Source organism: Nannocystis punicea (assembly GCF_026965555.1).
In the GTDB taxonomy this organism is placed as follows: domain Bacteria; phylum Myxococcota_A; class Polyangia; order Nannocystales; family Nannocystaceae; genus Nannocystis; species Nannocystis punicea.
Genome location: NZ_CP114040.1, coordinates 1,989,453 through 2,003,689 on the forward strand (window position 1 = coordinate 1,989,453; position 14,237 = coordinate 2,003,689).

Consider the following 14,237-nt stretch of genomic DNA (forward strand, 5'->3'; position numbering starts at 1 on the left):
CCGAGCCACGCGCGGGCCGCGATGCTGGTACCTTCGCCGCCGTCCCGCGATGCTCCCGCCGCCCCCTCCCTACACCGACCCTGCGGACGTCGAGGCAGCCCTCCGCCGCGATGGTTACGCGATCGTGTCCGCCCCAGCCCTGGGATCCTGGCTGCCCCAGGGGCTCGGCGGCCTCCAGGCGCTGCAGCCGACCTGGGACGATCTGCCGCCGGACACGTACCTGCGCGACGGTGGTCGCTACCGCCGAAGGCGCCACTCCTGCTTCGTGGTCGAGGGCGGGCGGGTCGAGATCACGCCGCACCGCGCTCACTGGCAGCCGCTGGAGTACAACGCGCTGCACGGCGGCCTGGAGCGGTGGTTCTCGCCGATGCAGCCGCAGGTGACGGAGCGGTCGGTGTGGTCGGCGCTGCTGCGGCGCCTGGGAGCGGTGTGCAGCGCGCTCGCGCCGGCGGTGCCGCGCTGGTACGTCGAGGCGCACCAGTTCCGCATCGACACCTCGGACGGGATCGGCCGCCCGACCCCCGAGGGAGCGCACCGCGACGGGGTGGACTTCGTCGCGGTGCTGCTGGTCGCGCGCCGGGCGATCAAGGGCGGCGAGACGCGCGTGTTCGAGGCCGACGGTCCGCACGGCCTGCGCTTCATGATGACCGAGCCGTGGACGCTGCTGCTCCTCGACGACGTGCGGGTGATCCACGAGACCACGCCGATCCAGCCGCTGGACGAGGCCGGCGGGCACCGCGACACGCTGGTGCTGACGTTCCGCGCCGGCGGCTTTCAAGGCCCGGCCTGAAGCAGCGCTCCGGGGCGGCGGCTCGGCAGCGCCGAGGCCTTCGCGCCGGCCGGCGACGACGAGCATGTCCATGTCGTGGAGGTCGTCGACGGCGCCACGACCTCCACATCGCACGCGATCCATCGGTCGACGGCGAGGTCCCGAGGATGTCCTATCAATGACTTGAAGGACATGTTCGAAGGGACTGCTTCGGCGACGGCCGGGGCTGCTCCCGTAGTGCCCGGCGCGGGCTGCCGCCTTCCGGCGATGCGAGCCCGAGCGGCGAGCGTCGCCTCAGCGGCGACGACGGCGGCCCCAGGGGCCCAGCAGCACGACGGCGGCCAGGCCGAGGACGTCGAGGCCGCTCGGGCCTGCGTTGCAGCCGCAGCCCTTGTCGTCGTCCTGGTCGCCGCCGGAGGCGGAGTCGCTGCCCGAGCCGTCGCTGCCCGAGCCGTCGGTGCCGTCGGTCGCGGGCCCTTCGCTCGCGGAGCCTTCGGTGGGGCTGTCGGAGGTCGCCCCGTCGGTGGCGGCGCCGTCGGTGGCGGCGCCGTCGGTGGCCTCCTCGTCGACCGTGACCTCGACGTTGACGGCCGGGGACTCGACGATGACGAAGCCCTCGGCGTTCTCCGCGATGCCCTGGGCCACCAGCTGGTGCTGGCCGGGGGCGAGCGTGACATCGGGGTGGCACGGCAAGGCGTCGCAGTTCACGTCGACCGCCGCGCCGTCGACGAGGAGCTCGACCTCCTCGACGTCGCCGGCGATCGTCACGGGCACCACGGCGTCGGGCGAGCCGACGAAGACGGCCCCGTCGGCCGGCTTGAGGATCTCGAGGTCCAGGTCGGGCCCTTCGCCGGTCTCGACGACCTGGACGGTGACCTCGTTGGAGGTGGCCGGATCGGAGATGCCGGTGGCGACGAGCTTGTGCTCGCCGGCGTCCAGGAGCACGTCGACCACGCACGGCGGCAGGTCGGGGCACATCGGTTGGAACGGCTCGCCGTCGACGTGGAGGCTGATCTCGTGCGCGGGCAGGGCGGTCCACTCGATCGTGACTTCGATGAGCTTGTTCTCCTCGCCGGGGGAGAGCGTGAACACCTCGCCGTCGAGCGGCTCGACGATGGTGATGGTGCCGACCGGCGGCGGATCGTCGGTGTCCGTCTCGCCGGTCGTGACCGCGCCGGCCGGGCGCGCCGCGCTCATGAGCGCGAAGGCGAAGGAACAGCCGAGGGTGAAATGCCCAAGCGAAGCCATGAGCGGGGAGTAGCAACCGCGAGAAATGCGGTCAACATGACAAATTTGTCGCAGGGAAGGCCGCGGCCAATCGGGGACAGGCGTCAATTGCCGGTCGGGCCGCGGCGAGGACGACGGCGGCGTCGTGAGCGAGGACGAATGGATGGACCCGGAGTGTATTCGTGCCGGGACGCGCGGCTGCGGCCGGGGCCGGTGTCGCGGCTGATCGGGGACCGGCCCGAGCGCCGGCGGGGATGCGATGAAGGCGACGGCGGTGGCGTGAGCGAAAGGGGAATGGATGCACCCGGCGCGCACTCGTGCCGGGACGGCGCGGCTGTGGTCGCGGGAGGACAGTCGACTGTCGCCGGCCGAGCAGGGACAGGCGCCAATGGCTAGCCGGTCGGGTCGTGAGCGCGGGCGAATGAATGCACCCGGAGCGCATTGGCACAACGTCGACCTCGAGTGGCTGGAGGCGGATGTCGTCATGAAGGACTTGGCGACGACTCGAGGTGCCGGACGGATTTATCCAGGGCCTGCGGTCCCGCGAGTGCGCCGGCATCGGGGTCAGGAGCGGCGGTGACCGGCATCTGCCGACCAGCGGAGCCGGCGACCTCCGCGGATGCTCGCGTCTGTTGCCGGCATGATCGGAGAGCCCGCCCGGGAGGTCGGATTCACAGGACCGAAGGGCACGTCCGCGAGTTTGCTCGCCCTTGGGGTCGGCTGTGCGGTGATCGGCGCCGTGACGGGAGGGCGGCTCCACGGAAATTGGACTTGCACGGGAGGCGCGCGGCGAGGTAGCTCGCGCGCGTCATGTCGATCCACGCCATCCTCGCTGCCCCCGACGAGGTGCCCGTCCTGCGCGCCGTCGTCGATCCGCTGGTCCCCCTGTCCGACGAGGCGCGCCGCTTCGTCTTCGTGATCTGCGCCGACGACCTCGGCGACCGCGTCTCCGCGGCCCTGGCGGGTCTGCCGGTCATCGAGCACGACGACGAGAAGATGATCGCGCGCTGCGACGCGCGCACGCTCGCCGAGCTGCGCGCGCTGTGCTGGGCGCTCGGCACCATCTTTCAGGCGCCGGAGGGCGAGCCGTTCGTGACCGAGCTCAGCTATTGCAACCTGACTCCGCGGGTCGTGGCGAGCCCCGATCGCGCGGCGGTGCGGGGGGCGCTGGAGAAGGCCGGGCTCACTGTGGCCGACGCGGCCGAGCTCTCGGCCGGGCGCGCGCCGATCGACGACGCGGCCGCGATCGCCCGGGCGATGGCGCCGTTCGAGGAGCACTTCTCGCCCGAGGTCGCCGCCGCGGCGCGGGCGTGGCTGGAGGGCGAGGACGGGCCGATCCCGGCGGCGATCCGCGAGGCCGAGAGCGAATACTACTCCTCGCCGGCGGGCGTGGTGAGCGACGCGCTGACCGGCGCCGTCGAGCGCTGGAACCCCCGCATCAGCCGCAAGCTGCTGGATCTGTGGATCGCCTGCCGCGAGCCGCGGGAGCTCGCTCTGCACCTCGGCCTCGGCGAGGAGGACCTGCAGCCCGAGTTCGGCGTCGATCGGGCGCGCAGCGTCGCCGCCGCGCTCGAAGCCGGCGGGCTGCACCCGGCCCTCGCGGTGCTGGCGGCCAAGTACTGTCAGGGAGGGTCGACCTGGTACCTCGCGCCGACGCTGCTGGCGCGGCCGGCCATCTTCACCGAGGCGCTGGCGCTGGATCGGGAGGTCGCGCGGGCGCTCGCGGCCGAGGCGGTGCCGACGATGGGGCTCCAGTATTCACCCGGGGCGCTGGAGCAGCTGCGGGCCTTCGTCGCCAGCCGCTCGCCGGCGCTCGGCATCGAGGCGCTGAAGAAGATCGTGGAGCTGCTGCCGGACGCGATCGACGAGGCCCACCTCGAGGTCGCGGCGGAGGGCGCCGAGGCGCTCGCGCTGTGCCAGCTGGCGGCGGCGCTCGAGCAGGCCGACGGCAAGCGCTTCGCCGGGGCGCTGCGACGGGCCAACGAGCGCTGGATGAGCGCCCTCGCGCCGGCCGAGATGGTGGCGCAGCTGCGCGAGGTGCAGTCCCGGGACGATGCGCTGGTCGACGTCGAGGTGGCGTGGTCGCGCCTGATCGATCGGCTGGCCGCGAACCCCGGCGATCCGTTCGGCGACGGGCCCCAGGGGCGCTCGATCGGGACCTGCAACGTGATCGTCAGCTCGCTCCCCGCGCCCGCCGGTGCGTTGAAGGAGCGGCTGAATGCGCTGTGCCGCGAGCACGGGGCCGCGCTCGGTTCGCTGCGCCGGCCGCTCGAGAAGAAGGCCGGGATCAAGCCGCCGCCCGCGCCGTACAAGGACGGTGACCTCGAGGAGCTGCCCGAGGCGCTGGCCAAGGCGTGGAAGACGGCGCGCAAGCGGAGCTGGGCGGCCGGGATCCGCCTGCCGAAGGGGGCGACGGAGAAGGCGCTGGTGGCCGCCGAGAAGGCGCTTGGGGTCAAGCTGCCGGCGGAGCTGCGCGCGTCGTTCTCGGTCCACGACGGCGCCGGCGAGGACGAGTGCTTCCGCGGCTGTCGGCTCTACGGGATCGCCGAGGCGGTGGAGCAGCGCGCGTGGCTGCTGGAGAACGAGGGCGCGCCGTTCGAGGCCGACTGGCTGCCCATCACCGACGACGGCGCGGGCAACCACGCGTGCGTGGTGCTCCGCGGCAAGGACGCCGGGGCGGTGATGGACTTCGATCACGAGACGGGCCCGGGCCGCCGGCTGGCCAAGAGCTTCGCTGCGTATCTGCAGGGCGCGAACTGGGAGTAACCGGGCGTCGTAGCGAATCGTCACGCCCGTCGACCGGCGCCACGTCGTACCTCGTGCCCGTGGTGCGGCGCCGTCCGGTCATGTCCTGTCAATGTCCGAAAGGACATTTGTCGCAGGAAGGCCTGCGGCCGCTCATCGCGGGGCTGCGGGCAACCGGGGACAGACGCCGATCGCCGGCCGGGGGCGCGGGGAGGGCGACGGTGTGCCTGCCGAGCGCGCGAAGGCAGTCACGGCGAATTCAGCGCCTCGCAGGCCTCGGTGCGCTCTTCCGGGCCGGTGCAGACCTTGAACAGGCGATCGGGCGCGAGGAGGCGGGCCATCAAGTCTGCCACCGCGTCGGCCCTGGCTTCGGCCACCTCGCGCGCCTCGCTGCGGTAGTAGTCGAGCGGCAGGTCGTGACGGACGAGGTAGGTGAGGCGGTCGGCGATCTTGCTGCTGTCGGACGCCTCGGCCAGAAGGCGCGCCGCGACCGGCCGCCGCGCCGCCGCCAGCCCGGCCACGATCCCCTCGCGCGTGCGCAGGCGCGCCAGCGCCTGGCGCAGCTCGGCGACTCCTTGCTCGACGTGCGCCGCGTCGATGTCTCCGACGATCACGAGCAGCTCGGCGCCGCACAGCTCCTCGCGCGTGACCGAAAAGCCGTACGAGATCCCGAGCCGCTCGCGCACGGCCTGGATGGCGTCTTCGATCAGCTGCCGCGCCAGCGACAAGGTCCCCTCGTCGCGGCGCAGCTCGCTCGGCACCACCAGCCCGAGGAACACCGTGACTTGCGCCTGGTTCTTCCAGACTCGTACGACCTCGGGCCTCACCGCCGGGTCCGGCCGACCGGGGCGAGCCGGCGCCGTCGCGGGGGCGCCCCAAGGGGCTCGGCCGCCGAACGCCGCCTGCACGTGGGCCCGCGCGACGGCCTCGTCGAACCCGCCGGCGACGATCAGCGTGGTCCGCCCGGCGCGGTAGTGCTGCTCGCGGAAGGCAGTGATCGCCGCGTCGCTGATGTCGTCGAGGTCGCCCTCGTAGCGCAATGGATCGGCTTCGCAACGATCGAGGCTAAGCCGCGCGACCCCCCGCCGCACCGGCTCGGCGCGCAGCCGCCCGACCATGTCGTCGTAAAGCAGTTCGACCTTTGCCGCGCGCGCGGCGAAATCGTACTCTCCTGCGAGCACCTCCGCCGCCAGCCCGCGCAGCAGGTGATGGGTCTCGTTCGCGAGCCCGCGCGCCTTGAAGACGGTCGTCTCGTGGGTGAGGCGCACCTCCGTTTTGGCCCCGCGGGCCGTCATTTTCGCGTACGCCCTGGCGTGCGCGCTCTTCTTCGGCGGCTCCAGCATCTGCGCCGCCATCACGGCCAGCAGCGGGTGCTCGGGAGGAGCGTCGGCGCCCCCGGCCGCGATCACCAGGCGCACGTCGACCAGCGGGCTCGACGACGGCGCGAGCACCACGGTCAGCCCATTCGCCAGCGTGTAGCGGCTGCTGCGGCTGGTCGCGGGGATCTCTCGCAAGAGCCTCGCCGCGACGTCCGGCTCGGCCGTGGCGGGGCGGGCGTCGTCCGCCAGCCGGGTCACCGCGGCGAGCCCCGTCCCGGCCCTCGTCGGCCCCGGCTCGAGCTCGAGCACCTCCACCTGGTCGAGCGCCAGCACCTGCTCCGCCAGGCGCGTCAGCGCGGCCGGCGTGAGCCCGTCGATCGCCCGCAGGTCGGTCGCCAGGGCTCCGTGCCGTGACCCGTCGGCGACCTCGACGAGTCGCTCTGCTCGCGCGTCGAGGTGCTCGTACCGCGTGGCCGCCTCGATCCGCAGCTGAGGTCGCAGTGACTCGACCGTCTTCTTCTCGCCGACAGCCTCGCGCACGCCGGCGACCGCTGCCTGCAGCACTTCCTCTTCGACCAACCCCCTGGCGACGAGGACCGCCGCGGGCGCAGCGCTTCCGCCGATGTAATGCAGCTCGAGGCTCGAGAGCTGCTCGGCCGCCCCGCCGGTCTCCGCGACCGCCTGGACGAGGATCGCGGCGAGGTGTCCGTCCTCGCTGCTGGCCGGCGGAAGGTGGAACACCAGCGCCGTGCCCCTCCCGCCGGGCAGCCCCGCCAGCTTCTTGCGCCCGCCCGTGCCGGCCACCGGCGGTACCACGACCTCCGGCAGCGCCGCGCGCGACGCCAGCGGCTTCAGCGTCGCCTCGGCGGCCGCGAGCGCGTCCGCCTCGCTCACTCGGCCGGTGATCACGACCGAGGCGTTGCCCGGCGTGAACCGACCGCGCAAAAAATCACACGCGTCCTCGGCCGTCAGCGCCGACACCGTCTCCGGCGTCCCGCTGGGCAAGTGCCCGTAGGGGTGGTCCGGCGAATAGACGAGGGCCTGCAATTCGTCGTACGCCGTCACCGTACCGGGCATGAGGTACTCGATCTCGCTCAGCACGACGTTGCGCTCGCGCGTGAACACCTCGGGGCGCACCTCGCACGACCCGTCCAGCGCCGACGCGAACAGCCCCAGCACGGTCGGCAGGTGGGCCGCCACCGTCGTCGCCTTGAAGTCCACCGAGTCGTAGTCGGTCGTCCCCTGGTAATCCAGCGCCTCCTGCCCCAGCGCCGCCAACATCGTCCGCCCGTCGGGCATCGTCCGCGCGAACGCCAGGTGCTCGCTGAAGTGCGCCAGCCCGCCCTGCGCCCGCGTCTCGTTGCGGCTCCCCGCGCGCACGCGCATGTGCACCTGCACCACGTCGCCGGATGAGTCGGGCGCGACGAAGAAGCGCAGGCCGTTGGCGAAGGTCCGCCACGAGCCCTCGGGTCCCTGAGCCGTCCGCGGCAGCCGGGCGCTCCCGCAACCTGCGAGGATCACCGGCAGCGAGACGACCCACGGGCCGAGCCTTCGCCGCTGCGTCCTCGCCCTCCGCGGCCAATGCCCGTACTTCGACGGCCGTCGTACACCTCGCGCGGCGTACAGCGCGGTGGCCAGCGCGGACAGCCAGCGGCCGGTGCGGCGCCAGCAGACCGCGACCCACGCGACGGCGCACAGCACAGCGCCGGCGCAGGCGGCGAGCGCCGACGGGTCGACAGGCTCGGTCAACGCAGCACCTCGATCTCCGCCGGCCATGGCTCGATGGCGTGCACGGTCCGCGAGAGCGCGAGGACGCCGAGCACCATCGGGATGTCAGCGAGCAGAGACTCGAGGGACGAGGTTTTCATCGGCGTGGACTTCGAGTCGAGTATGCCGCGCCGATCGATGGAGCGCACACCCCGGGCCGCGCGGGCGGCCCGTCCGCAGGCACGCCGGTCCTCGGCCATCTCGCGTACTCGTCGGCTCCAGCCGGTGACGCCGGCCTCGCGTGCGCCCCCGCGGATCCGTGGCGTTCGCGTATTTCGAGGGATCGCGGCGCGGTACCGCGTCCGCAAGGGATCGGCGCCGCCTCTGCTAGGATGAGGCGATGACGGACCTCTGGCCTTCGCTGGTCGCGCTCATCGGCGCTCGCCGTCCCGGCTTCCTCGCGTCGGCGGAGGGGGTCGAGAGGGCCGAGCTCGCGCGCTGGGAGGCGCGGTTCGGCCTCACGCTCCCTCGTGTCTACGTCGACCTGATGCGGACGATGGGCCGGAGCAGCGGGGACTTCAACCCGCTCGGGCCGTACGAGCACAGGCTCGACCCTCTCGCGGAGCAGTGGGCGTGGATGGCGGAGGAGGAGCCCGCCCCCTATCCACGAGACCAGTACTTCCTCGTCGGCTTTGACCCCGACCCGAGCGCCATCTCACCCTTCGAGCTCTTCCTCGACCTGAGCCGCGGCGACGGAGTGGATGCAGCCCTCGTCGAGATGGGCAGCAACGGCGTCTACTCGGCCGATGCTCGACACGACATCCGCCAGACCCTCGGAGAGCTGCTGGCCGAGCGGACCTTGACGTTCTTCGAGTTGAGCGCCCGGCCGGAGCGCGGCGGCCTGTTGATCTTCGGAGACGCGCCGAGCCTGCCGTCGATCAAGGCTGAAGTCGTCGAGCAGCTCCGTGGCATCGGCGGGAGCCCCCTTCCACCCGACCTCGCCGGCGTCACGTGCCTCCGGTTCGCGGGCACGAGCGTCCTGGTGAGCCTCGGGGCCAGGCAGGACTGGGTGGCGGTCGCTATCGCCGGGGACGCGCGCGAGGATGTGGCCGCGCTGCTGAACCAGCTGCGCGCAAGTTGGCCACGATCGACCCCGCGGTCGATGCCGGGGGATAGAGCGCGCCGGACGGGTCGGTGAGCTGGAGCGGGCCAAAGACAACATGCTCGCGCAGGCTGGGCCGCCGATCGTCGGCTGACGCCCGGCATTCACTCGCCCTCGACCATGGGACAGCCGTGGCAGACGCTCCCGCCGTGCTCAAGAAGCGCATACTGGCGACGTCGATGGCGAAGGCCGCAAGGAGCTCGTAGCGAGCGCGCGGATCGACGACGTGGTCACGTGTCGAGCCGATGGTGGCGAAGAGGGACTGACGATACCATGAGGTCGATGGACTTCGAAGCCCTGCGCGACCGCGTTTTCGCCCACCCCGACAACGCCGCCGTCCTCGCCTGGCTGGAGGCGAAGCCCTCTGTCCAGCTCCAGCGCGGGACGAACGGATACGGCTACGACGAGGGCGCCAACGTGTTCTTCTGGGAGTGGGGCCGCCGGATCCCCGAGGACGCGAAGTTCGACCTCCTGTACCACCACCTGATGATCCACCCCGTCACCGCGCGGATCTTCGCATTCCAGCACGGCCGGTTCACGTTCGTGCTACGCCGGGACTGGGCGCGCGCCGGCGAGGTGCCCGAGGAGGACGCCCGCGTCGGGTACACCCTCGACGCCGGCGTCGACTTCTCCGACCTCGGCGATCCCTGGTGCCTGCTGAACGGGTGGGTCGATGAGGGCGACGAGGAGGACGAGCTCCTGTGGGCCTGGGAGCTCGCCGGCCGCGATCCGTAGACGGCGACGCAGCGCGGCGATCCACGCGGTCGCTCCCCGAGGACGGCTGGTTCGAGCTCACCTGTCCCCGGAGCGTCGTCGACGATCGGATCGTCGGCGCGCCCCGCATTCTCCGTTGGTGACTCGACCCTCATTCGAAGGTGAGTACGACGATTCCTGGAACCTGAAGTCCAGTAGCCCGTTCTCGTGGTCGCTGCCTCGTTCAAGCCGATGGATGAAGAGAGACCCGAGCGTGGGGCGGCGGGCGTCTTTCAGCCGACAAAATCTGCACGTCGACGATCTCGACCTCGTGCATGGCGCCCAGGCAGGCGTCGAAGCAAGGCTTGTCACCTCGCGGCGGCTGGGCCGCTTGTTCGTGAATGCGAAGAGCGCGCTGCTCCGATTACCACGCTCGGGCTCTTCATCCATCGGCTTGAACCTCCGAGGTCCAGGTATCGCCTCGGTGGGTTCATGTCACGACGGATACGGTCACGGAGGCCGGCGCGCGCCTGCCGATGGCCCGGGAGACAGTTCGGGTGATCGTCGAATGATAGTTCTGGACATGTCCTTACGGACATTGGCTGATCGTCGCCGCCTCATTGCATTCGCGGCGGCGGGGGCTTGGCGACGTCGAGGCGGCCGGCGGCGGCGTCGCGGCCGAGCTGGGCGCGGGCGAGGTCGTGGTCGGGGAGGATGTCGGGGATCCGGTTGGCGAGCGCGACGGCCTCGGCGTAGTGACGGTGGGTCCGGCTGCGCTCGGCGGCGGCGGCGGCGAGGTCGGCGAGGGCGATGTGGAGGCGGGCGAGGGCGGCCTCCTGGCCGGGGAGGACGGTGCGGATCGCCAGGGCCTCGCCGAAGCGGAGGCGGGCGTCGGCTTTTTCGCCGAGGCGGAGGTGGAGGCGGGCCCGCTCCTCGAGCACGTCGGCGACGGCAGGGTGGCGCGGCAGGCCGGCGAGCAGGCCGAGGGCCTGGTCGAGGTGGGCGCGGGCCTCGTGGTTGCCGCCCTGGAGGGCGAGCATGCGGCCGCGCAGCATCTCGATGCGGGCGGCGGTGGCCGGGCGGTCGGCGGCGCGGGCGAGGGTGTCGCGCAGCAACATCTGCGCGCTGGTCGGGTCGCCGTGGTCGGCCAGCAGCTCGGCGCGCAGCAGGGCGACCTCGGTGAGCCGCCTGGGGTCGCGCAGGCGCTCGGCGGCGGCGCCGGCGAGGCGGGCGAGGGCCTCGTCGCCGGTGCACTCGGCCAGGTAGCGCTGGACGTCGGCGACGAGGTCGTCGTCGCGGTGGCTGATGGCGAGCTGGAGCGCGGTCGCCAGCTGATCGCGGCCCTGGTGGGCGATCCCCCGCGCGCAGTTGACGTGGCCGAGGAGGGCGGCCGCCTCGGCGCGCAGCGGGTCGCCGCCGACCTCCTTGAGGACGCGGTCGACCTGGCGGGTGGCGTCGTTGTAGCGGCCGGCGAGGGCGGACACGCGCGCCTCGTCGAGGGCGGCGGCGAGGTCGGGCGGGGCGGGGCCGGGGCCGACGAGGTTGCCGGGGTCGAAGCAGGGGGCGATGTCGGGCAGCGACTCGGCCAGGCGCTCGGCGTCGCCGATCTGCTCGGGGCGCAGGCGCGCGAGGGCGCGCGTGACGACGGCGAGGTCGCGGGTGCGGCGGTCGAGGCAGGCGCGGTGGCGCTCGCGCAGCGGCTCGGAGGCGAGCGGGCCCGAGCAGGCGGAGGCGCGGGCGCGGCCGAGGTCGGCGGCGTAGCGGTCGAGCTGGGCGCCGGCGCGCGCGGCGGTGGCGGCGGCGAACGGGACGTCGGCGCCGTCGAAGGCGTCGGCCAGGCTGGTCCCGGGCGCCGGCAGCTCGGCGGCGAGGGCCCACTCGCAGCTGTGGTCGAGGCGCGGGCTGGCGGCGGCGACGGCGACGGCGGCGAGGCCGGCGAGGCCGGCGGCCATGACGACGCCGACCCGGCGCCGCCGCGGCGGGGCGACCAGGGCGGCCAGCAGCGTCTCCATCGACGAGTAGCGCTGCTCGGGGTCGGCGTGCAGGCCGCGGACGAGCACGGTGTAGATGCCCCCGGGGACCTTGGCGTCGCGCGGCGGCGGGGCGATGAGGCCGCCCATGACGCGCCGCTTGAGCTCGGCCCGGGTCTCGGAGGCGAACGGGTGCCAGCCGTAGAGGCCGCGGTAGAGGGCGACGCAGAAGGCGAACTGGTCGCTCTTGTCGGTCGCCTTGAGGCCCTGGAACTGCTCCGGGGACATGTACGAGGGCGTGCCCATGAGCGCGCCGCTCTGGGTCAGCCGCGAGCTGCGCTCGAGGTCCTCGGCGGACACGTTCTCGCCGACGTCGGCCGGGGCGTCGGGGTCGGGGGCGTTGCGGACGAGGCCGAAGTCGACCACGCGGACCCGCCCGTCGTCGCCGACCAGCACGTTCTCCGGCTTGAAGTCGCGGTGGACCAGGCCGACCGCGTGGGCGGCGGCCAGGCCCTGGCCGGCCTGCAGGTAGGCGTCGAGCACCTGCCGCCAGGTCCGCGCGGCGGTCTCGAGCCAGCGCCGCATGTGCACGCCGCGGACGAACTCCATGGCGATGAACACCCGGCCCTCGAAGTTGCCGGTCTCGTAGACCTGGACGACGTTCGGGTGCGACAGCTGCGCGAGCGCCTGGGCCTCGCGGATGAGCCGCGAGGAGGCCCGCTCGAGGCCGCTGTCGCGGTCGAGCCGGACCAGCTTGATGGCGACCTTGCGGTCGAGCTTGTCGTCGTAGGCGAGGTAGACCTCGCCCATGCCGCCGACTCCCAGCGACTGCAGGACGGCGTAGCGCGCGATCTTCTGCGGCGGGCCGCCGGTGTCCTTGCCGAACAGCTTCGCGTGCGCCGCGGCCTTGATCCGCCGGACCTCGAGCACGGCGGGGCTCTGCGGCGCGCGCGGGGCGTCGTCCAGGGCGTCGCCGGGTTCGGGCATGGGCGGAGAATAGCCGAAGCCGACCGCGCAGGCGCGCTCGCGGCCGCACCCGCCGCGGAGGCGCGGACGCCGACGGCGCGGCCTGGCGCAATCGCGGCAAGTGTCCCGAAGGACATGTCCGAAAGCGCCGGCGCCCGGCTCGCCGTGGCCCGGCTCGCTGGCGCGCCGCAGGTCCCGAGGTCATGCCCACGACATGCGAGGGGCAGTCCGCGCCAGAGCCTGGCTGCCGCCGTGCGCGCTGCTCGGGCTGCTGGACTGCAGCAGCCGCACCGCGCCGCCGGGCACCGCGGTGGCCAGCGAGGGCGCCGCCAGCGAGGGACCGGCGCGCCGCGACGAGGCGTCCCGCTCGGCGACGGTGCGCGCGCTCGAGGCCGGCACCCTCGGGCCGCAAGAGCGCGAGCCGGTCGATCAGCTGCTGCTGGTCCTCGACGGTTACACCCGCGCCAAACGCGAGGCCGCCGGGGCGCCGGGCGACGGCCGGCCCGGCCGGGCGCTGTTCTTCTGCGCCCAGCAGAACGCCGACTTCAGCCAGTGCGTGCTGTTCGACGGCTCCGACGCGGGCGCGCACCTGACGGGGGTGGAGTACGTGATCTCGGCGTCGCTGTACGCGACGCTGCCGGCCGTCGAGCGCCAGTACTGGCACGCGCACGTGGGGGAGATCGACAGCGGGGTGGTGGTGGCGCCCGGGCTGACCGACGCGGCCCACACGGCCCTGATGGGCGAGCTGCGCTCGACCTACGGCAAGGGCTGGCGCACCTGGAACTCGGAGCGCGACCCGCTGCCGTACGGCGAGCCGACGCTGATGTGGTCGATCTCGCCGGGCAAGCTCGAGCCGGCGACCCGCACCGAGATGCGCTCGCGGTGGGGCCGGACCAGCCGCGAGGAGTGAACGGGCGCGGAGGGGGCGGGGGCAATGCGACGCAGAGGTGCCGGTGCGACGTCACGTCCGCGCCAGGCTGCACCTCGAGCGCCGCGTGGCGAGAACTCGTGGATGTTCTTCGGAGCATGCTCTTCGGAGCATGCTCTTTGAGGCATGCTCTTCGGAGCATGTGCTCAAGGACAAGTGAGCGATCGATCCCGGCAACTCGACGTGTCGCCCGCGCTCCTGGGACCGTCACCGCCCGCAGTCTCCGTCGCAGGAGGGACGCAGCCCCGTAGGTCGCGGTGGCGGGCCACCGCACGAGCGCCCCGGCCATGCGCCGCAGGTATTCGACGGGACGCGTCGCCGAGAGAGTGGCGTTGCGCTGCGCCTCGCGGGTGAACCTCGATGCTTCGAGGTCACTGCGCTTCTTCGCAGCGCGCGGCAGCGGCGGAGCGTCGAGTCGAGGCCGTCGCTGGGGAACCTTCGATGCCACGAGGTCACTGCGCTTCTTCGCAGCGCGCGCGGTAGCGGCGGAGCATCAAGTCGAGGCCGTCGGTCGCGGGCCCGTCGCGCAGGCGCGCGTGCACGAGGCCGACCCGTAGGTCCGGGGCGACGGCCAGCACCTCGGCCGCGAAGGCGTACGGCGGGTCGGCGCACCCGAGCTCGTCGCAGGCGGTGATCTCGGCGGCGATCGCCCGCGCCTCGGCGGCCGCACTCGTCTGGCCCCGGCGGGACGATGTCGGCGCGCGCGAGCGTGGCGAACAAAGAGCATGTCCAAAGAGTCCTATGATCAATC

10 protein-coding genes are annotated in these 14,237 nt (G+C 73.1%); 5 read left to right on the forward strand and 5 right to left on the reverse strand.

Going from position 1 to position 14,237, the window contains the following annotated elements; genetic code table 11:
• Window positions 1–49: 49 nt before the first annotated feature.
• The gene (locus O0S08_RS07765; protein ID WP_269038388.1) at window positions 50–790 is read left to right on the forward strand and encodes a 2OG-Fe dioxygenase family protein; all 741 of its coding nucleotides are present in this window, start codon (window positions 50–52) and stop codon (window positions 788–790) included.
• A gap of 273 nt (window positions 791–1,063) precedes the next feature.
• Here the strand turns inward: O0S08_RS07765 and O0S08_RS07770 are convergent, their stop codons facing one another.
• Window positions 1,064–2,017, reverse strand: coding sequence for an MYXO-CTERM sorting domain-containing protein (locus tag O0S08_RS07770; RefSeq protein ID WP_269038389.1), 954 nt, complete (start codon window positions 2,015–2,017; stop codon window positions 1,064–1,066).
• Between the two features lie 789 nt (window positions 2,018–2,806).
• Here O0S08_RS07770 and O0S08_RS07775 point away from each other — a divergent pair.
• Window positions 2,807–4,762 (forward strand): SMI1/KNR4 family protein, encoded by a 1,956-nt coding sequence (locus O0S08_RS07775; RefSeq protein ID WP_269038390.1) that lies wholly within the window; start codon window positions 2,807–2,809, stop codon window positions 4,760–4,762.
• Between the two features lie 227 nt (window positions 4,763–4,989).
• Here O0S08_RS07775 and O0S08_RS07780 read toward each other — a convergent pair whose 3' ends face one another.
• A complete protein-coding gene (locus tag O0S08_RS07780; protein WP_269038391.1) occupies window positions 4,990–7,809 on the reverse strand; it encodes a M16 family metallopeptidase in 2,820 nt (939 codons plus the stop codon).
• Window positions 7,806–8,027, reverse strand: a complete 222-nt coding sequence (locus tag O0S08_RS07785; protein WP_269038392.1) for a hypothetical protein — start codon at window positions 8,025–8,027, stop codon at window positions 7,806–7,808. Before O0S08_RS07785 ends, O0S08_RS07780 begins: the two co-directional genes overlap by 4 nt.
• A 140-nt stretch (window positions 8,028–8,167) precedes the next feature.
• On the opposite strand from O0S08_RS07785, the gene O0S08_RS07790 reads away from it, so the two are divergent.
• Both O0S08_RS07790 and O0S08_RS07795 read left to right on the forward strand, forming a co-directional pair.
• Complete coding sequence (locus O0S08_RS07790) at window positions 8,168–8,965, forward strand: SMI1/KNR4 family protein (protein ID WP_269038393.1); 798 nt, start codon at window positions 8,168–8,170, stop codon at window positions 8,963–8,965.
• Between the two features lie 246 nt (window positions 8,966–9,211).
• Window positions 9,212–9,664, forward strand: coding sequence for a hypothetical protein (locus O0S08_RS07795; protein WP_269038394.1), 453 nt, complete (start codon window positions 9,212–9,214; stop codon window positions 9,662–9,664).
• Window positions 9,665–10,239: 575 nt separating this feature from the next.
• Here O0S08_RS07795 and O0S08_RS07800 read toward each other — a convergent pair.
• A complete protein-coding gene (locus tag O0S08_RS07800; protein WP_269038395.1) occupies window positions 10,240–12,579 on the reverse strand; it encodes a serine/threonine-protein kinase in 2,340 nt (779 codons plus the stop codon).
• 193 nt (window positions 12,580–12,772) lie between these two features.
• On the opposite strand from O0S08_RS07800, the gene O0S08_RS07805 reads away from it, so the two are divergent.
• Window positions 12,773–13,468 (forward strand): DUF1264 domain-containing protein, encoded by a 696-nt coding sequence (locus O0S08_RS07805; protein WP_269038396.1) that lies wholly within the window; start codon window positions 12,773–12,775, stop codon window positions 13,466–13,468.
• A 470-nt stretch (window positions 13,469–13,938) separates the two neighbouring features.
• On the opposite strand, the gene O0S08_RS07810 is transcribed toward O0S08_RS07805, so the two are convergent.
• On the reverse strand, window positions 13,939–14,235 hold the full coding sequence (locus tag O0S08_RS07810; protein ID WP_269038397.1) for a hypothetical protein: 297 nt from the start codon (window positions 14,233–14,235) through the stop codon (window positions 13,939–13,941).
• Between the last annotated feature and the right edge of the window lie 2 nt (window positions 14,236–14,237).

Bases quoted from the DNA above. Each gene is read 5' to 3' on its own strand.
- O0S08_RS07765 (WP_269038388.1), top strand. From the start codon at position 50: ATGCTCCCGCCGCCCCCTCCCTACACCGACCCTGCGGACGTCGAGGCA.
- O0S08_RS07770 (WP_269038389.1), bottom strand. From the start codon at position 2,017: ATGGCTTCGCTTGGGCATTTCACCCTCGGCTGTTCCTTCGCCTTCGCG.
- O0S08_RS07775 (WP_269038390.1), top strand. From the start codon at position 2,807: ATGTCGATCCACGCCATCCTCGCTGCCCCCGACGAGGTGCCCGTCCTG.
- O0S08_RS07785 (WP_269038392.1), bottom strand. From the start codon at position 8,027: ATGGCCGAGGACCGGCGTGCCTGCGGACGGGCCGCCCGCGCGGCCCGG.
- O0S08_RS07790 (WP_269038393.1), top strand. From the start codon at position 8,168: ATGACGGACCTCTGGCCTTCGCTGGTCGCGCTCATCGGCGCTCGCCGT.
- O0S08_RS07795 (WP_269038394.1), top strand. From the start codon at position 9,212: ATGGACTTCGAAGCCCTGCGCGACCGCGTTTTCGCCCACCCCGACAAC.
- O0S08_RS07800 (WP_269038395.1), bottom strand. From the start codon at position 12,579: ATGCCCGAACCCGGCGACGCCCTGGACGACGCCCCGCGCGCGCCGCAG.
- O0S08_RS07805 (WP_269038396.1), top strand. From the start codon at position 12,773: ATGCGAGGGGCAGTCCGCGCCAGAGCCTGGCTGCCGCCGTGCGCGCTG.